This window comes from Methylobacterium sp. 2A, assembly GCF_009806555.1.
GTDB lineage: Bacteria > Pseudomonadota > Alphaproteobacteria > Rhizobiales > Beijerinckiaceae > Methylobacterium.
Window position 1 is genome coordinate 119,341 of sequence record NZ_VUOK01000005.1, and the last position, 21,349, is coordinate 140,689.

The following is a 21,349-nucleotide window of genomic DNA, read 5'->3' on the forward strand; positions in this document are numbered from 1 at the left end:
AATGACCGACCTGATCGAGACGATTCGACGGACGCTCGTGCCGATCCACAAGGAGGGCTATCCGTTCATCCTGATCGGCATCGTGCTCACGGTGCTGGCCGGCTATTTCTCGCAGTTCTTCGGCTGGATCTTCCTGATCCTCACCCTCTGGGTCTGCTACTTCTTCCGCGACCCCGAACGCGTCACCCCGGTGGCGGACGGGCTCGTGGTCTCCCCCGCGGACGGGCGCGTGAACCTGATCGCCACCGTGCTGCCGCCGCCGGAGCTCGACCTGCCGCAGGTGCCGACCTTGCGCGTCTCGGTGTTCATGAACGTGTTCGACTGCCACGTGAACCGCGTGCCGGTCTCGGGGCGGATCGGCCAGATCCACTACACGCCCGGCCTGTTCCTCAATGCCGAGCTCGACAAGGCCAGCGACGACAACGAGCGCAACGGCCTGGTCATCGAGACGACCCATGGTGGCCAGCCGAAGCGCGTCGGCGTGGTGCAGATCGCCGGCCTCGTGGCCCGGCGCATCGTCGGGTTCGTCTCGGCGGGCGACGTGCTCGGCGTCGGCGAGCGGTTCGGGCTGATCCGCTTCGGCTCGCGGGTCGACGTCTACCTGCCGGCGGGCGCGACCGTGCTGGTCGGGCTCGGCCAGAAGGCGGTGGCCGGCGAGACGGTGCTGGCCGATCTCGGCGGCGGCCCGGACCGGGTGTTCAAGCGGATCTAGAGCCCGACCATGGACGATCTGTTCCCGCCCTTCGCGCCCGATCCGAACGAGCCGCGTCCGCGCCGGTTCAAGCCGGTGCCGTTCCGGATGATCGCGCCCAACATGATCACCCTGATGGCGCTCTGCCTCGGGCTGACCGCGATCCGCCTCGCCTTCGAGGGCAAGTTCGAGCCTGCCGTCATCGCCGTGGTGGTGGCGGGCGTGCTCGACGGCATCGACGGCCGGGTGGCGCGGCTGCTCAAGGGCACCTCGCGCTTCGGGGCCGAGCTCGATTCGCTCGCCGATTTCGTCAATTTCGGCTGCGCCCCTGCGCTGATCCTCTACGGCTTCGTGCTGTTTCACCTGAAGTCGGCAGGCTGGATCATCGCGCTGATCTTCGCGATCGCGATGGCGCTGCGGCTCGCCCGCTTCAACGCCATGCTGGACGATCCGAACCGCCCGGAATGGAAGAAGGATTTCTTCGTCGGCATGCCGGCGCCGGCCGGGGCGCTGACCGCGATGCTGCCGCTCTACCTGCACTTCCTCGGCTTCGGCCTGGAGCGCTGGGCGGCACCGGCGATCCTGATCTACGTGCTGTGCATCGCCCTGCTGGTCGTCTCCACGGTGCCGACCTACTCGGGCAAGACCATGGGCAAGCGGGTGCCGCGGAGCCTCGTGCTGCCGATCTTCCTGTTCGGGGTCGCGGCCTTCGGCATCCTGATCAGCTATCCGTTCGAGGCCCTGGTGGTGGTGAGCGCGGGCTACCTCCTGACCATCCCCGTGGTCGCCGCGCAGTACCGCCGCCGGCTGAAGGCCGAGCAGGCTGCGGGCGCCGAGGAGCGGGCCACCCTGGCCGCAACGGAGGAACGGCCTGCAGGCATCGGGCCGGATTGAACGCTGGCCATGGCGGGATCCTCCCCTACCTTGGCAGCATCCGGCGAGGGGGGGATTCGGGGATGCTCGAGGAGTTCAAGAAATTCGCGCTGCGCGGGAACGTGGTCGATCTCGCAGTCGGCGTGATCATCGGCGCCGCCTTCGGGGCGATCGTCAACTCGGCGGTGCAGGACATCTTCATGCCGGTGATCGGCGCGGTCACCGGGGGGCTCGACTTCTCGAACTACTACATCCCGCTCTCGTCCAAGGTTCAGGCCGGGCTGCCCTACGCGGACGCGAAGAAGCAGGGCGCGGTCCTCGGCTACGGCCAGTTCCTGACCCTGACGCTGAACTTCCTGATCGTGGCCTTCGTGCTGTTCCTCGTGATCCGGGCGATGAACCGTCTGCAGCACGCCCAGCCCAAGGAGCCGGCGGCCGTGCCGGCCGACGTGAAGCTGCTCACGGAGATCCGCGACCTTCTGGCGGAAAAGCCCCGGGTCTGATCCCTCAGCCCTCGCGCCGGCCCGGCTCCCCGGGCTTGACGCCCAGCGCGTCGAGGATCTGGTCGAGGGCCTGGCCGACCGCCCCGGTACCCTCCTCATGGGTCTTCAGCCGGGTCTCGAGCCGGCGGATCTGCGGCTCGAACACCTCGGGCACGGGATCGTCGCCGAGGAAGCGGGGCTTGTCGGCCTCCACCGGCAGGACGCCGCGCAGCTGCTGGCCGAGATGGTCACGCACCGGCTCGGGGAGCACGGCGCCGGGCTCAGGGGATTCGTCGCTCATGGTCGCCTCACGGGTCGAACCGGTTATCAACGGCCGGTCGGATGAAGCGTTGCGCCGACGGCCAGTCCAACGAGGCGGACCCCGGAGCCGGGCTCCGGGGTCCCAGGGACCGATACGGGATCGGTCCGCGGGCTCAGTCGATGACCTCGACGATGCGGTGGCTGCGGTCGACCAGAACCGGGCGGTCGTTCACCACGGTGTAGCGGTAGCCCGGCTGCACGTGGTACTCGCTCGGCACGTCGTAATAGGTCACGCCCGAGGCCGGCAGGGTCGAGCCGACGGCGACGCGGCCGTCGTAATCGTAGGAGCGGACGTTGCGCTCGCGGACGTAGCTGCGGAAGCGCGGCGCCATGTCGACGCCGAGGATGCCGCCCACCGTGCCGGTGGCCGCACCGACCGCGCCGCCGACGATGCCGCCGATCGGGCCGGCCGCGTTGGCACCGGCGGCCGCGCCGCGCTCGGCCCCCGGGATGGTGCCCTGGGCCTGGGCGGCCAGCGGCAGCGACAGCACGAGGGCCGAGGCGGCGATGAGGGTCTTGAAGGTCATACGGGACATCTCCGTTCCGTGGCGTTCCGCCGCGGACACGCGGCGAAGCTCGGGCCGGTAACGTCCGATACCCGGAATCGGATGCATCGCTTTTTTCGCGAAGGGCCGCCGAGGGCGAACGCCAGGTTTCCGACGACTGGCCTGACCCGGAAGCCCGGGTTTCCAAAGGGCTTTGCCCTTCGGTGGGTGCTCAGGGCAAAGCCCTGAGAGAGCCACCAGGGCTCTGCCCTGGACCCGCGAAAGGGCACGCCCTTTCGAAACCATGACTTGCCGGGCAGCCAGAACCTCACGCGCCCGTCAAACGCGCTCTCACGCCTCCTTGGGCATCGCCGACTGGATGAACCGGTCGGAGCCGAGATCCTCCTCGTCGTACCCCAGGAGTTCCGCGAGGCGGCCGCGGGCGCGGCTGACGCGGCTCTTCACCGTGCCGACCTTGCAGCCCATGATGGTGGCGGCCTCCTCGTAGGACACACCCTCCGCGCCCACCAGCACCAGGGCCTCGCGCTGGTCCGGCGGAAGCTTCGCCAGCGCCGATTGCAGATCCTCGACGTCGAGCCGGTCGCCCTGGTGCGGGGCGGTGGCGAGGCGAGCGGCATAGGACCCGTCCTGATCCTCGACCTCGCGGACCCGCTTGCGGTGATCCGAGTAGAAGATGTTGCGCAGGATCGTGAACAGCCACGCATTGAGGTTGGTGCCCGGCTGGAACCGGGCGCGGTGCTGCCAGCCCTTCAGCAGGGTGTCCTGCACGAGGTCGTCGGACCGGGCCGGGTTCGAGGTCAGCGACAGCGCGAAGGCGCGCAGCGACGGCACGGCGGCCAGCAGGCCGTTGCGGAATTCCGGCTCGATCGCCTCGCCCCGGGCGCGGAGCGCCGCCTCAAGCTTCTCGATCAGCTCGGCGAAGCGGGACGGCAACGTCTCCTCGCCGAGCCGCTCGTAGACGGTGCGCAGGTGCTCGCCGAGGTGGGTGCGGATGCCGGGCGCCAAATTCGGGCGGCCATCCCGAGTCGCGTCCTCCTGGGACAGGACGGTATCGGTGTCGTCGCGGGTCATGCGGTTCGCACTCGTCAGCTCATCGTGGCTCGACCGTGGTCCCGTGAGGGTCGAGGCGGATCGCTTTCCGGCCCGAAATCAGGACGATGTCGGGCCGATGCGCTCCTGTTACAGGGGTTCTAGCGCATTGGGGGCGTGCGTGCACCCTCGCGCCACTGACTTATGATAAGGCCGCAGCCCTCAAGAGACGGACGGTCCCGTCCCGCAGGGTCAGGACATCGCCGCGGGCGAGGTCGGTCCAGCTCTCGTCCCGGGTCAGCGCCTTCGTGGCGATCACCGTGACGATATCGTGCTCGGTGGTCTCCCGGGCGAAATCGACCTGCCAGTCCTCGTCGATCAGGGTGGCCTTGCCGAAGGGCGCCCGCCGGGTGAGGTAGCAGAGGCGCTTGCCGCAATGGGCGTAGAGGGTGCGGCTGTCGGTCAGCAGCATGTTGAACACGCCGAGCCCGTGCAGCTCGCCCGCGAGGTCGGCCACCGCCCGGTCGAGGGTCTCGGGGCGGGGCAGGGCCTTGTAGCGCTCCTGGAGCCGGCCGAGCATCCAGCAGAAGGCGTGCTCGCTGTCGGTGGAGCCGATCGGCATGAAGCCGCCGAGCGGCAGCTTCTTCACGCCCTTGAGCTGACCGTTATGCGCGAAGGTCCACCGGCGGCCCCACAATTCCCGCGAGAACGGATGGGTGTTCTCCAGGCTGACCCGCCCGCGATTGGCCTTGCGGACATGGGCGACGACGATCCGGCTCTTGATCGGCATGTCGCGCAAGAGCCGGGCGAGCTGCGAGCGGGCGCTCGGCTCCGGCTCGTGGAAGCTGCGGCAGGTCCGGCCGTCGTAGAAGCTGATGCCCCAGCCGTCGGCATGCGGCCCGGTCTCGCCGCCGCGCCGGGCGAGGCCCGCGAAGGAGAAGCGGATGTCGGTCGGCACGTTGGCGCTCATGCCGAGCAGTTCGCACATGTCCTGACTTCCGCCCCCACCGCGTCCGCGGGACAGCGGATTTAGAGACGATCGACGCGTGCAACAACCGAGGTTTCGGATCCGCAATCCGGAAATCGGCGTCCTGTGACGGCCACGACCCTCGATGCGGCCCCTTCTTCGCCGGATGCGGGCGACGGAGCGTCGGGGTTGCCCTATCCGGCCGCCCGGGCCCGTTCGAGAGCCCGCAGCACCGCGCCGGATTCGTGCCGGATCACGGTGAGGTAGGCCTGCGTCGTGGCATCCGGCTGGACACGGCCTTGCTCGAGATCGCGGAGCGTCCGGATCGCGAAGCCGAAGCGGTCCGCGAACTCCGCCTGTGTGAGGCCGAGTTCCTGGCGTACAGCTTTCACGGCGTTCGTCTGCGGGCTGTGTACGCGATACGTCTGCGGATCGGCTTCTCCGCGCGCGATGGCGAGGGCCTGCTGCGCAGCCTCGACCAATCCCTCTCCGAATGCAGTCATCTCTCACCTCTCGGTGCGGGTGGCCATCCATGCCCAGGTCAGAGGCGTCTTGGCAAACCGGCGCGGTACGCGTCGACCAAGCGGGTCAATGCGTCCCTGACGGCATGCCGCTCGGCGCGGCTGATATCGGCGCGCTGCCCTTTCGAGACCAGACGCAGCAGGAAAACGGTCAGATCATCGACGACGAAGAAGGTGATGACCCTGTAGCCGCCCGATTTCCCCCGACCGCGTCCAGCAATGCGAACTTTTCGCGCTCCGCCCGTCTCCGGAATCAGATCGCCCGCGCTGGGATCGGCCGCGATCGTGTCGATGATCGTCTGCATCTCGTCTTCGGAGACGCCGGAAGCCTTCGCGTCGGCGAGAAACTTCGGCGTCAGGACGACCGTATGCATGAGCGTGACGGTACTTGCCGTCCGCTTAAAAGCAGGGACCGAAGCGCGCGCGTCATCGTCCCAGATAGTCGGTCAGCGTCATCCCGACCATGATGGCGACCCAGAAGAAGCCGAGTCCCGAAAAAAGCCGGATCAGCGGCGGCTCGTGGATCACCTCCATGGAGACGAGGAGGATCAGCGCCACCATCACGGCGACGACGAGAAGCTCGACGATCCAGACCTGCGCGAAGGGCAGGGTGGCGCCGAGCGTCACGTTGACGGCGAGCAGGGCGAGCAGCGCCAGGAAGGTCAGCACCGGCGTGCGCAGGCGCTTGCGGAGCAGGGCGCGGTCGTCGGCGCTCAAGGTCGCGAGGGGGTTCCGCATCCTACCGGTTGACCACGTAGAGAATCGGGAAGGCGAGGATCCAGACCAGATCGATGAAGTGCCAGTAGAGGCCGTAGACCTCGATCCAGTTCTGGTGGCGCGACAGGAAGCCGGCCTTGGCGGCCATCCAGGTCATGCCGAGCAGGAGCGCGATGCCGGTGAACAGGTGCAGCGCGTGGAGCAGGGTCGCCACGTAGTAGAGGTTCACGAACAGCCGCGATGCCGGCGTCTCGGCCAGCGCGAAGGGGCGATGGCTGAGGAACGGCATCATGTGCTCGTCCCAGTCGGCGTAGTACTCGTAGCCCTTGAGCACGAGGAACAGGGCGCCCAGAGCCGCGGTCGCCAGCATCGCCCGCACCATGGCGCGCTGCCAGCCCATCCGCGAGAATTCGATCGCCATCGACATGGTGAGCGAGGAGCAGATCAGCACCACGGTGTTGGTGGCGCCGATCCAGAACTTGAGGTGCTTGGCGGCCGCCACCGTCGCCTCGGGGTGCTGGATCCGGGTGATCAGCGCCACCAGGAACAGGGCCGAGAACAGCAGCAGCTCGGTGATCAGCCACGCCCAGATGCCGAGCGTCGCCGCCTCGCGCTGCTGCGCCACGCTCTCGAAATGCCCGGCGCGGGCGACCCCGACGCCGTCGGCCAGGGGCTCGCTCATCCGTGCTGATCCCGGGATTCCTGGGCCTGGATCGGATAGTCGTAGGGGATGCGCGGCACCTCGGGCGGGGACAGGAAATTGTGCGTCGGCGGCGGGGACGCGGTCTCCCATTCGAGCCCCTTCGCGTTCCACGGGTTGGCGGGGGCCTTGCGCCCGAACCACAGGGAATAGACGAGGTAGAGCATCGGGAAGATGTAGCCCGCCGCCAGGATCGTGGCGCCGGCCGAGGACAGCACGTTGAGGAGCTGGAACTCGGCCGGGTAGGTCGCGTAGCGCCGCGGCATCCCGAGATAGCCCAGGATGAATTGCGGGAAGAAGGTCACGTTGAAGCCGATGAAGATCAGCAGCGCCGAGACCCGGCCCCAGGGCTCGCTGTACATCCGGCCGGTGAATTTGGGCCACCAGAAGTGCAGGCCGCCCAGGAACGCCAGCACCGTGCCGCCGACCATGATGTAGTGGAAGTGGGCGACCACGAAGTAGGTCGCGTGGATGTGCTGGTTGATCGCGAGCGTCGCGAGGTAGAGGCCGGTGAGCCCCCCGAGCACGAACAGGCCGATATAGCCCATCGCGTAGAGCATCGGCGTGTCGAGGCGCAGGCTGCCCTTATGGATCGTGGCGGTCCAGTTGTAGACCTTCACGGCCGAGGGCACCGCCACCGCGAAGGAGAGCGCGGAGAAGACCAGCGAGGCCAGGTCGCTCTGGCCATTGATGAACATGTGGTGGCCCCAGACGAAGAAGGTCACCGAGGCGAGCCCGATCGACGCGTAGGCGACGAAGCGGTAGCCGAACAGCTTCTTCTGCGCGAAGGCCGGGACGATCTCGGAGATCACCCCCATGCCGGGCAGGACCATGATGTACACGGCCGGGTGCGAGTAGAACCAGAACAGGTGCTGGAACAGCACCGGATCGCCGCCATAGGCGGGGTCGAACACGCCGATATGGAAGGCGCGCTCCATGATCAGGAGGATGAGCGCCGTCGTGATCACCGGGGTCGCGAGCAGGAAGATCAGGCTCGTGGCGTAGTGGGTCCAGACGAAGATCGGCAGCTTGAACCACGTCATGCCGGGGGCCCGCATGGTGTGGATCGTGACCACGAAGTTGAGCCCGGTCAGGATCGACGAGAAGCCCACGATGGTCACGCCGATCAGCGCCGGCAGGACCCAGGTGTTCGAGAAGGCCGTGGAGAGCGGGGCGTAGAAGGTCCAGCCGGTATCGACCCCGCCCAGCACCACCGAGACCAGGGTGAACAGGGCGCCCGCCATGAACACGTACCAGCTCGTCAGGTTGAGTTTCGGGAAGGCGAGGTCCTTGGCCCCGATCATGAGGGGGATCAGGAAATTGCCGAAGGTCGCCGGGATCGACGGGATCAGGAAGAACCAGACCATCACCACGCCGTGGATGGTGAAGGCCTTGTTGTAGGTGTCGTTGGTCATGATCGCGCCGTCCGGCACGATCAGCGCGAGGCGGACCACGCCCGCCGCCAGGGCACCGATCACGAAGAAGCCGGTGATCGAGGCGAGGTAGAGGATCGCGATCCGCTTGTGGTCGGTGGTGAGGAACCACGAGCGCAGGGTCGATTCCGCGTGCAGGTAGTCGGTCTTGCGCCCGATCGTGGATTCCGGGGCGTGGGGTTCGCGGCGGGCTGTGCCGCCGATGCTGCCCGATGCGCTCATCGTGTCGCCCGCGATGGAAGGGTATGAAGGCCGAGCGTTGGGACGCTCGCGCGGATCTTCCTCCCCCCGTTGCGGGGGAGGGCGGGCCCTGCGTCGGCAGGGGTCGGGAGAGGGGAGCGACGGTGCAGGGGGAGGTTGTGCCCCGCATGAAGGCTGCGCCCCGTCCGGAAGCCGGGTTCCCCCCTTGCGGGACTTCGTCCCGACCCGCCCCCCTTCGGGGGCCGCCCTCCCCCGCACAGGGGGGAGGGAGACCGGCGCGCGCTACGATCCGCCGACCGAGTCTCCGAGGTGACGCCGTTCATCATCGTGTCGCGTCCGCGGCCTTGGAGGTCGGATAGGCTTTCAGAAAGTCGATCAGCGTCCCGAGTTCGTCCTCGGGAATCCGGCCGGCGAAGCTCGGCATGACCTGCTTGTACCCCCCGGCGAGGCGGTCGCCGTTCGGGTTCAGGATCTTGTCACGCAGCCAGCCCGCGTCGGCCGTGACGGTGCGGCCGTCGGCGAGCTTCACGTGGCTCCCGTAGAGCCCCGCGAGGCTCGGCGCCTTCACGGCAGAGCCGGGCTCATGGCAGCCGGCGCAGCCATAGGCTTCGTAGAGCGCGCGGCCCGCCGCGACCTTGCCCTGCTGCGCACCGGCATGGGTCAGCCAGTCCTGGTAGTCGCCGGGATTCATGAAGGTCACCTCGCCGCCCATCACGGAATGGTCGGTGCCGCAATATTCGGAGCAGTAGAGGTGGTAGGTGCCGACCTTGTCGGCCTTGAACCACAGGTCGGTGTAGCGGTCGGGCAGGGCCGCGACCTGCAGGCGCACCGCCGGCAGGTAGAGGGCGTGGATCACGTCCTGGCTGATGATGTGCAGGCGGATCGGCTGGCCGATCGGCAGGTGCAGGTTGTTGATCTCGGACTGGCCTGTCGGGTGCTGGAACTTCCACATCCACTGCCGGCCGACCACCTCGACCACCATGGCGTCGGGGGGCGGGTTCCGCGACTGGATGAACAGCCGCGCGCCCCAGACGAAGAAGATCAGCGTCAGCAGGAACGGGATCAGCATCCAGCTGATCTCGATGAGGTTCGAGCGGATGCCGGAGGGCTGCCGGTCGGCCTCCGAGCCCTCCCGGTAGCGCAGGGCGAAATAGGTGATCGCCACGAAGACCGGCACGGTGAGCAGCAAAGTCAGCACCGTGAAGGCCAGGATCAGCAGGTCGGTCTCGCTCGCGGTGGCCGAGACCGCGGCGGGCCAGAGCTGGAGGGAATCGTGGCTCGGCGTCATCGCGCAGCGGGCTCCGTCGGTTCGAGGGAGCGGCCGACGATCAATTCCATGGCGCGGTCGATCGGGATGCGGGCGCGGGTATGGGCCTCGTCCCGGTAGCCATAGCCGGCGATCCGCGCTTCGGTGGCCGCCCGCTCCCGGTCGATATCGGCATAGGGGTTGGCCTGGAGGTTCGGGGGCGGCGGCGCGAGGCGGGCCGTCTGCTGAGGCGTGAGCGCCGGCAGGGACCGGCGCTGGCTCGCCGCGAAGGTATGCATCAGCCAGATCATGGTGCCGATCACCGCCAGCGCCGTGACGGCGAGGCCGGCCATCACCAGGGCGGTGTTGCGGACGTTGACGTCGCGGGTCTCGTGCCCGGGATCGTTCGGATCGCGCTGCGTGTTGGCGGCCGGGCGCGGCGGGCGTCCGTTCAGGAACCCGCTGCCGCGCAGGGTGAGCCCGGCCAGGATCGCCGGGATCAGCCCGGCGGGACCATCGGAGCGTCCGCCCCCGCTCATGCCGGCCTCCCGGAACGGCGGGCCGCGGAGGCCGCCCGGTCGGCCCGCGGCCGCAGGAACGGCCGGAGTGCGGCGGCGAGGCAGGCCACGGCGCCGGCGGCGAGGGCGTCGCTCGGGCGCAGTACGAACCGGTCGCGGATCGCCGGGGTGATCAGCCAGACCATCTCCAGGGCATGCACGGCAAGCGCCGCGCCGGCCAGGATCCGGGTCGTCGGGCGGCCCGGCCGCAGGGTCGCGAGGCCGGCCAGCACCACGACGGCGCCCGCCACGATCGAGAGCGCGCGCCCCAGCCAGCCGCCGCGGGCGAAGTACCACGCCACCTCCGGCGGCAGGTTCGCCGACCAGACGATCAGGAATTGCACGAAGTGCAGATAGGCCCACAGACCCAGCAGCACCACGAGGGGCACGAGCCGCCCGCGGCCCGGCGCGGTGCGGCCGCGGCCCACGGGCTCGGGCTCCTCCCAGGCGAGCAGGATCGCGGCCGCGAAGGCCAGCCCGCTCCAGGCGGTCATGACCAGGAGGCCCAGCAGGGTCGAGTCGAGGCGCGGGTCGAGGGAGGCGATCACGTCGGTGACGAACAGGGTGCCGATGACCGCGTGGAGCCCCACCGCCGGCACGGTCCGGCCCTCGCCGGGGGCTTCGAAGGGCCGGGCGAAGCGGAAGGACAGCCAGGTCCAGGCGGCGAGATCGGCGATCACCCGGGCCACGAAGAACGGCACCGTGAACCAGAGCGCGGCGAGCGGCGTGTGCGCCGGCTTGCCGGCCCAGGGATAGAGCAGGGGCGCGGCGGCGAGCACGGGCAGCGACAGGAGCGCGGCCACCGGCATCAGCGCCATCAGCCGGCGCAGGCCCGCCAGCATCTCGACGCCGCCGCGCGCCTTCACGCGCTCGCCGAAGCGCTCGGCCACGATGACGACCGGCAGGGCGCCGACCGGCAGGGCGAGGAGGACGAGCCACGCGGCGAGATACGAGGCCATCGCCCCGCGCCAGCCCCCCGCGAGCAGGCAGAGGGCCAGGAGGACGAGGCCGGCAAGGCCCAGAAGGGTGGGCCGGCTCATCGCGTCGCCTCCAGGCGGGTGCGATCCTCGGGCGGCAGGCTCGCCACCGGAGCGTCCTGGCTGAGCTGGAGGGCGCGCACATACGCGATGATCGCCCAGCGGTCGGCGGAGGGGATCATCTGCGCCATGCCGAACATCGCCTTCCGGCCATTCGAGATCGCGTCGTAGATCTCGGCCGCGGAGGCCTTGCGCAGGTCCTCGCCCGTGAGATTGCCGGCCTGCGGGAAGCCGCGGGCCACGATCATGCCCTGGCCGCGCCCGTCCTGGCCGTGGCAGGGGGTGCAGAACACCGCGTAGCGCTGCCGCCCCCGGTCCAGCAGGTCGCGGCTGATCGTCGGCGGCTGCGGCGCGGGCATCGCGGGATCGCGGCGCGGCACCGTGCCGGCGACCGGCTGGCGCATGGTGATCTCCCGGGGGAAGAACGGGTTCTTGTCCCAGGTCTTGGCCCGGGCCTGATCGGCCATGTCGGCCTCGCCGCAGGCGGCGAGCGGCGCCAGCAGGAGGAGCGCCAAGGGGAGGGTGATGGGGAGGGTGTTGAGGAGGACGGTCCTCATCGCGGGATCCGCCGGATCTCGAGGGGCCGCCCGGCCTCGGCCGGCAGACCCGCGAGCCGCCGCTCGATGCGCGCCGCGTCGAAGCGGTCGTCCCGCGCCTCCGCGGTCAGGAAGAAGCGGTCGTCCGAGGCGCGCAGGAAGCCCGGGATGTTGAAGGCCGGATGGTTCAGCCGCGGCAGGCGGTTGAGCACGAGCAGCGCGAGGTGGATCGCGATGCAGCCCGCCATCATCGCGAAGGAGATGCTCGGCACCACGAAGGAGGGCCAGGACAGGCGCGGGCGCCCGCCGATCAGGAACACGTAATCGTAGGCCGTGGCGTAGAGGCACATTCCGAAGAACCCGGCCCCACCCAGCAGCGCCCCGGCGAGGGCGTAGGGGAGGATCGAGCGGCCTTCGAGGCCGAGCGGCCGCAGGGTGCGGGGCATCGGCACGGGCCCGTGCCCGTCGAGATGGACGTGGTCCGGATTGATCCCCGACACGGCCTGGAGCGCGGCGGCGAGGTCCCCCTGGCTGGCGAAGCTCGCCGACACGCCCCAGAGCGGCGCGGAGGCCGGGTTCTCCTCGGGACGTGCGGCGGCCCGCGATGCGGCTTGGCGTGCGGCCTCCTGAACGGCCGGGGCCTCCGCCAGGGCGAGGCGGCGGCTCTCGACGATCGAGACCGCCGGCAGATAGCGCAGGAACAGGAGCAGCAGGGTCAGGAACAGGCCGACCGAGCCCGCGAAGGTGGCGATCCCCCAGATGTCCACCCCGTAGGGCAGCCGCGAGGAGGGCAAAAAGTCCTGCGTCAGGGTCACCACGAGGACCATGACGTGGTCGGCATAGGCGCCGATGGCGACGAGGAGCCCGACCGCCGCCAGCGCCAGCGGCGCCGTCCGGGCGCGCGCCGACCACAGGATCTGCGCCGGCAGGACGAGGCAGAGGATCGCCGTCCACGACACCAGGGCGTGGTCGCCGGTCAGGCGCCGGGCCAGAACGCCGCGCGCCTGCGCGTCGCCGTTGAGGAACGTGTCGAAATATTCGGCCGCGTAGCAATAGGCGCTGGCGCAGCCGAGGCACAGGAGCAGGCGGCCGAGCACGTCGAGGTGACGGCGCGTCACCAGGGCGTCGAGGCCGTAGACGAGGCGGATCAGCATCACGATCACCGCCGTGACGCCGACGCCGGAATAAACGGCGTTCACCAGGAAGCTCACCGGCACGAGCGTGCTGTGCCAGCCCGGCATCAGCGAGCCCGCCAGCATCACCGAGGCGCCGGTCTGGACCGAGACCACCAGCAGCACGCCGAGCAGAGCCACCGTCCGGTAGGCCTGGACCCAGATCTGCCAATGGGCCGCCGAGCCGCGCCAGCCCGAGGCGACGATGCCGTAGATCTGGGCGCGCAGCAGGGCCACTTTGCGGGTCGGCGCCTTGGCATCCAGCTGGCGCATCGCCTCGACATGCGCCCGGTCGCGCAGGGTGGCGAGGTCCGGCAGCAGGCCGATGAACCAGAGGCTCACGCAGATCACCAGGAAGGACACGATGTCGATCGCGTCCCACAGGAGCGGCGAGCGGAATTGCGGCCAGAGGTCGTAGGTGTTGGGGTAGGGCAGGTTCCAGAAGAAGAACCACGGCCGCCCGAGATGGATGATCGGGTAGAGGCCGGCCGCCGCGGTGGCCAGCAGCGCCAGGGTCTCGGCGACCCGGTTGACCGCCCCGCGCCATTCCGCGCCGAGCAGGAGCAGGATCCCGGAGACCAGCAGGCTGCCCGAGGCCACGCCGATCCACCAATCGTAGCTCGCGATGTCGAGCGCCCAGACGACGGCGTTGTTGTTGCCCCAGATCCCGGGGCCGGCGGCGAGCAGATAGCCGAGGGTGAGGAGGAACAGGCCGAGGAGCAGCGCCGCCCCCGCGAAGGCGACCCACCAGCGCCGGTTGCCCGGATGGGTCAGCGGGATCGCCGTGACCGTGCCGCCGATGCCCTGGAGGGTCTCGTCCGGCCGGATCAGGGGGCCGCCCGTGACAGAACCGGCCATGCTCAGCCCTCCCGTCCGCCGGGGTCCGCGGCGGGGGCAAGCCCGGCGAGGTAGGTGGTGCGCGGCCGCGTGTTGAGATGGCCGAGCAGCGCGTATTCGCGCGGGTCCCGGCGGGCGGCCGAGACCTGGCTGCCGGGATCGGCGACGTTGCCGAAGGTGATCGCCCGGGTCGGACAGGCGCCCTGGCAGGCGGTCTCGACGGCGCCGTCCGGGATCGGCGCGTGGGCGTCCTTGGCCGAGGTGATCCGCGCCGCCGTGATCCGCTGGATGCAGTAGGTGCACTTCTCCATCACGCCGCGGGACCGGACCGTGACCTCGGGGTTGCGCTGCTGCTGCTCCACCGGGGTCATGCCGCCGGTATAGTCGAGGTAGTTGAACCGCCGGACCTTGTAGGGGCAGTAGCTCTGGCAGGTCCGGGTCCCGACGCAGCGGTTGTAGACCTGGAGGTTCAGCCCCTCGCTGTCGTGGAGCGTCGCCTCCACGGGGCAGCCGAGCTCGCACGGCGCCTGCTCGCAATGCATGCAGGGCACCGGCTGGAAATGCGTGCTCGGCGCGTCGAGCTCGCCCGCGTAGTAGCGGTCGACCCGCAGCCAGCCCATCCAGCGCCCCAGCGCGACCTCCTCGCGGCCGACCACCGGGATGTTGTTCTCCGCCTGGCAGGCGGTGACGCAGGCGTTGCAGCCGATGCAGGCGTCGAGGTCGATCGCCATGCCCCATTGCGCCGCGACCCAGCGGTCCTGGCTCTCCGGGGGCGGGTAGAACGAGGCCGGGCTCGGCGCGCCCTTCGGGTCGCCCACCGGGGCTGCGCCGAGCGCCTGCACGCGGACGAGATCCTGGCCCTCCATCGTGCCGAGGTGCTGGGTGGTGACCGGCTGACGCTGCGCGCCGGTCTTCGTCAGCCGCGCCCCCGCGAGCCGCCAGGACGCGTCGACCGGCCGGAGCGGCCCGGCATCGTAGCCGAGGCCGCGGGACAGGTGGTCCGGCACGTCCCGTCCGTAGCCCAGCGTCAGGGTCACGGTGTCGTCGGCCTGCCCCGGCAGGATCCAGGCCGGCCCCTCGACCGCGCGGCCCGCCGCCTCGATCCGCAGGACGTCCCCCGTGGTGATGCCCTCACGCTCGGCAAGCCGCGGGCTCACCGCCACCACGTTCTCCCAGACCACCTTGGTCAGGGGCTTGGGCAGTTCCTGGAGCCACGCGAGGTCGGCATGGGTCCCGTCCCAGACCGTCGGGTCGGGGCGGAACAGCACCTCGATCCCGCTGGCGGGGTGGGTGGGGGCAGGGGATGCATTTTGCGTCAGCGCCACGGTCTCGGCCGGCGGCGCGCTGTCCGCCCAGAAGCCCCGGCGCAGGGCCTCCGAGAACCGGGCCTCGAAGGCGGCTTCGTCCTCGCCATCGTTGCGCCAGCGGGCCTTGACGAGGGCCAGCGCGTCCTCGTCATCGCCGCCGCCCGCCAGGAAGGCCAGCATCTGCGGCAGGGTGCGGCCGTTGTAGAGCGGCGCGACGGTCGGCTGGATCAGCCCCACGGTCCCGTCGAGGGAGCGGACATCGCCCCAGGATTCCAGCGGATGCGCGATCGGCAGGTGCCAGTCGGCACGGGCGCCGGTCTCGTCGTCATAGAGGCCGGCATGGATCTTGAGCGGCACGCGCGCCATCCGGGCGGCGAAGTCGAGGGCGCCGGGCGCCTCGTAGACCGGGTTGGCGCCGAGCACGATCAACGCCTTGACGGTGCCACGCTCCATCGCCTCCGCGAGTTCGGCCAGCGTGCCGGCGCCCTGTTCGGCGGCGGGCTCCGCGTGCCGCAGGGTCGCGCCGGTATTGCCGAGCGCGCCGTTCAGGCGGTGGACTAGGTCGTGCAGGTCCGGGCCCGCGGTCAGGCCGGCCGTGACGATCCCGGCGCCGCGCGCCCCGGTGAGCGCCGTGCCGGCGCCGCGCGCCCAGCGGGCGACCGGGTCGTCGCCCCCCGGCGCCGCACCGCCGCCGGCCATGGCCAGGAGATCGCGGGCGAGGTCTTCGAGGCGGCCCGCCGGGACCACGACGCCGTGATCGGCCTTGGCGCTGGTGAGCGTCGGGGTCGGGGCGGCGGCGTGGAGCGCGAGGAGGCGGCCTTCCGCGTAGGCGGCCCGCCGCGCGTCGATCCAGCGCCGGGACAGGCCGACCTGCCCCGGGCCGAGATCCAAAAAGTCGCCGTCGAGCGACACGATGGTGCGCGCCCGGCCGAAATCGGGGATCGTCTCCAGCGGCCTTCCATAGGCCCGGCGGGCGCCCTCGTAGAGCCCGTCGCGCGCCGCGCCCGCGCCGACATGCCAGCGGAGCGCCGGATAGGCGGCCCGCAGCCGGGCGATCTGCGCGGCAAGCGTGGGCGAGGTCACCGGGCCGGTGAGCAGGGCGAGCCCCTCGCCCCGGTTCTCGCGCCAGGCCGGCATCTGCGCCTGCAGGTCCGCCCGGAACGCCGCCCAGGAACTCGGCCGGCCGAGATGCTGCACCGCCTGCGAACGGAACGGGTCGTAGAGCCCGAGCACCGAGGCCTGGGCCAGCACGTCGGTGCCGCCGCGGCTCCAGGGATGGTCGGGATTGCCCTCGATCTTCAGCGGCCGTCCGTTGCGGGTCGTGACCAGAACGCCGTTGCCGAACCCGTCGAACACGGAAGAGGAGGCGTAGGACAGATCCGTCCCCGGCACGATCCGCTCGGGCTGGCGGACGTAGGGCACCTCGTAGTCGCGCCCGCCGCCCGCGCCGCAGGCGGTGAGGCCGCCGAGCGCGAAGGAGGCCGCCATCAGCTTCAGGAAGCCGCGCCGCTCCGGGGCGGCGGCGAGACGGGCCGCGGAGGGGAACTCGGCCGCGAGATAGTCCCGGAATTCCGGGCTGTCGGCCACGGCGTCGAGGCTGCGCCAGAAGCGCGGCCCGTCGCCGCCAGCGAGTTTTTCGCGGAGCGCCGCGAGGTCGGGGGTGCGGGTCATCGGTGGCAGATCCCGCACTCGGTGAGCCGCGCGCCGCCGCGGATATGGTACTGCGCGACGAGCTTCGGCCCCAGGCTCGCCTGATCGGCGGGCGGCTTCCAGGTCATGTTCCAGACCTGATCGGGCGTGCGCACGTACTTCTCGGGCGCCCGGTGGCAATCGAGGCAGAACTGCATCTCGAAGGCGTTGGCGCGGTAGGTCATCTGCATCGAGGTCACGTCGCCGTGGCAGGTCGAGCAGCCGATCCCCTTCGTCACGTGGACGGAGTGGTTGTAGTAGACGTATTGCGGCAGCTTGTTCAGCCGCTTCCATTCGAGCGGCTTGTCCTGCGCGAAGCTGTCGCGCACCGGCTTGAGCATGTCCGAACCGGTCCAGATCTGCGAGTGGCAGGTCATGCAGGTATGGGTCGGCGGGATGCCGGCGGTGGCCTCCTTCTCGACCGTGGTGTGGCAGTAGCGGCAATCGACGCCGAGCTCGCCGGCATGGTGCTTATGGCTGAACGGCAGGGGCTGGGCCGGGGCCACGCCGACGCCGGTGACGTAGTTCGAGCGCACGACCCCCGCGGCCAGCACCGGCAGCCCGACGAGGCAGGCGACGCCGGTCATCAGCGCGAGCCGGTAGAGCGCGTCGGCGCCGGGGGTGAAGAGCTGCGCCATCAGGCGCGCCCGCGCCGGATAGCGGCCGGAATCTCGTGCTCGCTCTGCTCAAGCCGTCGCCGCAAGCCTCGCCCCACTCGTCAGATCCCGGTCGCAAGCGGGCCGCACACCGCACTGCACCACGCACCCTAACCTAGAGCGCTTCCAGACCGGGGCTAGAACTTGGATCATGCGGGCCGACATGTCGCACGGGTCCGAGCGCTGCTCATGAAACGCCCGATCACGGGCAGCCTTCCGTCGGGTCGCGGCAGTGCCGCGGACGTTGTGTGAGAGGCTCCGAAACCCTTCCCGCGGCCGGCGCGAAGGCCTATGCCCGATGCCTTCGCGATTGGACGCCGGGGACGGCCACCCGTTCCCCTCCGGAGACGCATGGAATCCGATCCCCTCCTCCTGACCTGGCGTGCCGCGCGGCGTCTGCACGGGGCCGCGGTGGCCCTCACGGTCGGGATCGGCGCGCCACTCTGCGCGCTGGCTCTGCTGTGCCTGCGCGACCTCGTCGCGGTGCTGCCCCGCGACGAGGCGCCGGTGCTCGCCTTCCTGCGCCTCGCCGTGCCCCTGCAGGGCCGAGAGCTCGTCCTGGCGCCGGGCCTGCCGATGCGGCCGGCCGGGCTCGAACTCGCGGCCTTCCTGTGCATCGCCGCCTGCGCGGTGATCCTGGCGGGGCTCGGCTGGTGGGTGGCGCGCCTGTGCTTCAAGGCCCAGACCCGCGCCGCCGATACGGTGCGGGAGGGGGTCCTGCGGGCGATCCTCGACGCCCCGGCGGGCGCCCGGGACGAGGCGCGCAGCCTCGCCCGCCTCGTCGGCGAGGTGCTGGCGCGGGCCGACCGGCTGCTCGCCGCCGGCATCGTGCTGCCGGCGATGACGCTGGCCGCGCTGATCCTGGCGCTGGGCTTCGCCGCCCTGGCGGCGCCCCGGCTGATCCCGGCCGCCATGGTCGGCCTCGGGGCGGTCGGCCTCGCCTACGGGCTGGTGCTGGAGCGCGCCCGGGACCGGCAGGAGCTGCGCCTGCGCACCAGCGCCCGCGCCGAGGAGAATCTGAACGACCTCGTGCGCCGCCTGCCGGCCGTGCGCAACCACGGGGCGGCGGCCCTGGAACGGTCGCGCATCGCAGCCCGCGTGGTCGCGATGCGCGGCACCGTGGCGCGCGCCGAGGCGCGGCTGGCCTATGCAAGGGCGCCGGCGCTCGCCCTGGCGGTGATCCTGCCGGCGATCGCGGTGGGCACCGCCCTGTGGCGCACGACGGGACCCGGAGCGCCCCCGGCGCCGCCGGTCGATCCGGCGGCGCTCGTGGCCGCGGTCGGCGCCTTCGGCCTCGCGGGCTGGCTCGCCGCCATCTGCGCGCGGCTCTGGACGGTGCGCCGCGCCGTGCGCCCGCGCTTCCGCGACCTCGCCCGCATCATCGCCGCCCTCGAAGGCCGCCGGGCGCGGACCGGCGCGCCGGTGCCGCTGCCCCGCTCAGGCTGCCTGGCGACCCAGGGGGTCGGCGCCTTCGACCCGGTCACGGGCGAGCGGCTGACCGGGGTCGATGTCGCGGTGTCCATGCCGGGTCACGTGGCGATCACCGGCAGCCGCGGCAGCGGCGCCCGGGCGCTGGCGGCGGTGCTCGCCGGGCAGGTCGAGCCGACCGCCGGGACCGTCACCTACGGGGGCACGGACCTGCGCGCCTTCGACACCGCCGAACGCGCCCGCCGCATCGCCTTCGGGGCCGGCGAGGCGATCCTGATGGCGGGGTCGCTGCGCCAGAACCTGCTCTACGGGACCGACCCGGACCACGCCCCCGACGACATCGCCCTGGTCGGGCTCTGCCGCCTGACCGGGCTCGACGGCTTCGTGTACGCCCGCGGCCTGACCGGGCGGCTCGATCCCGCATCCCGGCCGAGCCTCGCGGCGGCGATCGTGTCGGCCCGCCGGACCATGCGCCAGGCGCTGGCCGCCGAGGAGGCCGAGCGCCTCGTCGAACCGTTCGATCCCGACCGCTACAACCATCAGGCGAGCATCGGCGAGAACATCCTGTTCGGCGAGCCGGTGGGGGGCGCCTTCGCGCCGCTGCGCTTCGCCCGCCATCCCTACCTGCGGGCGGTGCTGGAGGCGGAGGGTCTGGTGCGGCCGCTGACCGAGATCGGCCTGTCGGTCGCCCGCAGCACCGTGGAGATCTTCGCCGATCTGCCGAACGATCACCCCCTGTTCGACGCCTACTCGCTGTTCCAGGCCGCGGAGCGGGGCTATTTCGAGGATCTCGTGGTGCGCCTGCCCGATGCCGCTGCCTTGCGCCGGGGGCCGGCGGGCCAGCGCGACCGGATGCGGCTGATCGGGCTCGCCCTGCGCTACAGCGAATCGCGCCACCGCTTCGGCCTGATCGACGCCGCCTTCGAGGAACGGCTGGTCCAGGCCCGGCGCTCCTTCGCGCGGATGCTGCCGCCCCATCTCGCCGGCGCGGTGGTGTTTCACGATCCCCGCCGGGTCAACCCGGCCGCCAGCCTGGAGGAGAACCTGCTGTTCGGCCGGATCAGCCTGGGCGAGGCCAATGCCGAGCCGCGGGTGCGGGCGCTGGTGCGGCGCGTGCTCGCCGAGGAGGGGCTGGAGGCCGCGGTCTACGAACTCGGCTTCGACAGCAAGGTCGAGATCCAGCCCAGCACCGGCGCGCTGGCGGACGGCGCGATCAACGCCCGGGAACGGATGGCGATCGAGCTGGTCCGCTGCCTCGCCCGGGACCCCGACATCCTGGTGGTCGCGATCTCCACCGAAGAGCGCAGGGAGGGCCTGCGCGACCGCCTCGCCGGCTTGAGGCAGGTGCGGGCCGGGCGCGGGCTGATCGTCTGCCTGCCCGGGGCCGGCGCGCTGGACGAGGCTGCCCCGTTCGACGCCGTGATCGCGGTGGAGAACAGCGCGGTGGTGGCGGCCGAGCCGGTGCGCGCGGAGGCGGAGCCCGTCGCGGTGGCGTGAGGCGCGGATAGGCGCCGACCGCCCGCCGGACGGCCCGGGTCGGAACCCGACATCCTGATCGTGGTGGTCGGTTGCGGAGGCCGAACCCCTGTCGGCTTCGACGGAGCGCGTTCTAAGCCTTGGTGGCGAAGAGCATGTTGCCGCAGGCCAGTTCGGCGAAGCCCTCCGGCGACAATGCGTTGAGGAACTTCCACCAGAGCGGATCCTGCTGCGACATCGAGACGAGATCGCTCACTCGCATCTGAGCGAATTCATGAAGCAGCTCGACATCGCCGGTGAGGCGGAGGTGATGGGCGAACCTGCCGAGCAGCCACTGAACGCTGTAGGCAGCCGTCTGATGGGCGCCGGTGAACGCGTGATCGACCGTGAAGCCCTCATCCTCGAAGATTGAGGTGAGCCCCTCGCGGGTCGCGTTGAAGAAGTGCGACGGGTAGCCGTGAACCGGTTGAAGGAAGGGCCAGTCGATGAAGACTTGTCCGCCGGGCTTCAGCATCCGACGCATCTCTTGCACGACAATCCAGGGCTGTCTGGTGTGCTCAAGGACAGCGAAGCAGCCGATGCCGCGCAGGGATTCGTCGCGGATCGGGTAACGGCAGTCCGGCGCAACGATCAGATCCGCGGAAACCGATGGATAGACCTCAACATACAGAACATTATCCAGGGTGACGCTGCGCCTGCCGCAGCCTAGATCCATAAACAGATCGTCAGGCAAAGCCTTTGCCAGATTGTCGAAACTGTCCACCGAGTGATTTGCACTCTCGGACGCATAATCATCCAGATTGAAATGCTTGTCCGTCGTAAATATTGGAAATGATGCCGAGTCATCAGCGTCGTATGGCGGCTTCAGAATATGACGGAAACGCTGAAATTTTTGTCGTCTGTCGATCGACATAGACGCTTAACCTTCACGACACTGACGCATGAGCTTAAACGATCCTTGGCTACA

General features: G+C 70.5%; 21 protein-coding genes. 4 read left to right on the top strand and 17 right to left on the bottom strand.

The window, feature by feature from the left end; genetic code table 11:
• The first annotated feature begins 1 nt into the window (after position 1).
• The 3 genes from FVE89_RS03845 (at position 2) to mscL (ending at position 2,067) form a co-directional block, all read left to right on the top strand.
• Positions 2-712 (top strand): phosphatidylserine decarboxylase, encoded by a 711-nt coding sequence (locus tag FVE89_RS03845; protein WP_160532809.1) that lies wholly within the window; start codon positions 2-4, stop codon positions 710-712.
• Positions 713-721: 9 nt separating this feature from the next.
• Positions 722-1,585 (top strand): phosphatidylcholine/phosphatidylserine synthase, encoded by an 864-nt coding sequence (locus tag FVE89_RS03850; protein WP_160532810.1) that lies wholly within the window; start codon positions 722-724, stop codon positions 1,583-1,585.
• 62 nt (positions 1,586-1,647) lie between these two features.
• Positions 1,648-2,067: a large conductance mechanosensitive channel protein MscL gene (gene mscL / locus FVE89_RS03855; RefSeq protein WP_160532811.1), complete on the top strand. Its 420-nt coding sequence runs from the start codon at positions 1,648-1,650 to the stop codon at positions 2,065-2,067.
• 4 nt (positions 2,068-2,071) lie between these two features.
• Here mscL and FVE89_RS03860 read toward each other — a convergent pair whose 3' ends face one another.
• The 16 genes from FVE89_RS03860 to FVE89_RS03935 all read right to left on the bottom strand — a co-directional run bounded on the left by FVE89_RS03860 (position 2,072) and on the right by FVE89_RS03935 (position 17,460).
• Positions 2,072-2,347: a hypothetical protein gene (locus FVE89_RS03860; protein ID WP_160532812.1), complete on the bottom strand. Its 276-nt coding sequence runs from the start codon at positions 2,345-2,347 to the stop codon at positions 2,072-2,074.
• A 133-nt stretch (positions 2,348-2,480) separates the two neighbouring features.
• Entirely contained in the window at positions 2,481-2,894 is a 414-nt protein-coding gene (locus FVE89_RS03865) for a DUF1236 domain-containing protein (protein WP_160532813.1), read from the bottom strand.
• Positions 2,895-3,203: 309 nt separating this feature from the next.
• Complete coding sequence (locus FVE89_RS03870; protein ID WP_160532814.1) at positions 3,204-3,944, bottom strand: NepR family anti-sigma factor; 741 nt, start codon at positions 3,942-3,944, stop codon at positions 3,204-3,206.
• 160 nt (positions 3,945-4,104) lie between these two features.
• Entirely contained in the window at positions 4,105-4,890 is a 786-nt protein-coding gene (locus FVE89_RS03875) for a class II glutamine amidotransferase (protein WP_160532815.1), read from the bottom strand.
• Between the two features lie 173 nt (positions 4,891-5,063).
• Positions 5,064-5,372 (bottom strand): helix-turn-helix domain-containing protein, encoded by a 309-nt coding sequence (locus tag FVE89_RS03880; protein ID WP_160532816.1) that lies wholly within the window; start codon positions 5,370-5,372, stop codon positions 5,064-5,066.
• Positions 5,373-5,410: 38 nt separating this feature from the next.
• Positions 5,411-5,764, bottom strand: a complete 354-nt coding sequence (locus FVE89_RS03885) for a type II toxin-antitoxin system RelE/ParE family toxin (RefSeq protein ID WP_160532817.1) — start codon at positions 5,762-5,764, stop codon at positions 5,411-5,413.
• Positions 5,765-5,816: 52 nt separating this feature from the next.
• The gene (locus FVE89_RS03890; RefSeq protein WP_160532818.1) at positions 5,817-6,128 is read right to left on the bottom strand and encodes an oxidase; all 312 of its coding nucleotides are present in this window, start codon (positions 6,126-6,128) and stop codon (positions 5,817-5,819) included.
• Between the two features lies 1 nt (position 6,129).
• Positions 6,130-6,789 (bottom strand): cytochrome c oxidase subunit 3, encoded by a 660-nt coding sequence (locus tag FVE89_RS03895; protein ID WP_160532819.1) that lies wholly within the window; start codon positions 6,787-6,789, stop codon positions 6,130-6,132.
• A complete protein-coding gene (locus FVE89_RS03900) occupies positions 6,786-8,462 on the bottom strand; it encodes a cbb3-type cytochrome c oxidase subunit I (RefSeq protein ID WP_160532820.1) in 1,677 nt (558 codons plus the stop codon). Before FVE89_RS03900 ends, FVE89_RS03895 begins: the two co-directional genes overlap by 4 nt.
• A gap of 301 nt (positions 8,463-8,763) precedes the next feature.
• Positions 8,764-9,729, bottom strand: coding sequence for a cytochrome c oxidase subunit II (gene coxB, locus FVE89_RS03905; protein WP_160532821.1), 966 nt, complete (start codon positions 9,727-9,729; stop codon positions 8,764-8,766).
• Entirely contained in the window at positions 9,726-10,226 is a 501-nt protein-coding gene (locus FVE89_RS03910; protein ID WP_160532822.1) for a hypothetical protein, read from the bottom strand. Before FVE89_RS03910 ends, coxB begins: the two co-directional genes overlap by 4 nt.
• Positions 10,223-11,284 (bottom strand): hypothetical protein, encoded by a 1,062-nt coding sequence (locus FVE89_RS03915; RefSeq protein ID WP_160532823.1) that lies wholly within the window; start codon positions 11,282-11,284, stop codon positions 10,223-10,225. Before FVE89_RS03915 ends, FVE89_RS03910 begins: the two co-directional genes overlap by 4 nt.
• Positions 11,281-11,838: a cytochrome c gene (locus FVE89_RS03920; RefSeq protein WP_160532824.1), complete on the bottom strand. Its 558-nt coding sequence runs from the start codon at positions 11,836-11,838 to the stop codon at positions 11,281-11,283. The genes FVE89_RS03915 and FVE89_RS03920 overlap by 4 nt, the downstream gene beginning before the upstream one ends.
• The gene (locus tag FVE89_RS03925) at positions 11,835-13,847 is read right to left on the bottom strand and encodes a DUF3341 domain-containing protein (protein WP_160532825.1); all 2,013 of its coding nucleotides are present in this window, start codon (positions 13,845-13,847) and stop codon (positions 11,835-11,837) included. The genes FVE89_RS03920 and FVE89_RS03925 overlap by 4 nt, the downstream gene beginning before the upstream one ends.
• Positions 13,848-13,849: 2 nt before the next feature.
• Positions 13,850-16,804 carry a TAT-variant-translocated molybdopterin oxidoreductase gene (locus FVE89_RS03930; RefSeq protein ID WP_160532826.1) on the bottom strand — a complete coding sequence of 985 codons (2,955 nt, stop codon included), beginning with the start codon at positions 16,802-16,804 and terminating at the stop codon, positions 13,850-13,852.
• Positions 16,801-17,460, bottom strand: a complete 660-nt coding sequence (locus FVE89_RS03935; RefSeq protein ID WP_160532827.1) for a cytochrome c3 family protein — start codon at positions 17,458-17,460, stop codon at positions 16,801-16,803. Before FVE89_RS03935 ends, FVE89_RS03930 begins: the two co-directional genes overlap by 4 nt.
• Before the next feature lie 369 nt (positions 17,461-17,829).
• Here FVE89_RS03935 and FVE89_RS03940 point away from each other — a divergent pair, with 369 nt between their 5' ends.
• Complete coding sequence (locus tag FVE89_RS03940; protein WP_160532828.1) at positions 17,830-20,403, top strand: ABC transporter ATP-binding protein; 2,574 nt, start codon at positions 17,830-17,832, stop codon at positions 20,401-20,403.
• Between the two features lie 112 nt (positions 20,404-20,515).
• On the opposite strand, the gene FVE89_RS03945 is transcribed toward FVE89_RS03940, so the two are convergent.
• Positions 20,516-21,295 (bottom strand): methyltransferase domain-containing protein, encoded by a 780-nt coding sequence (locus FVE89_RS03945; RefSeq protein WP_160532829.1) that lies wholly within the window; start codon positions 21,293-21,295, stop codon positions 20,516-20,518.
• Positions 21,296-21,349: the final 54 nt, after the last annotated feature.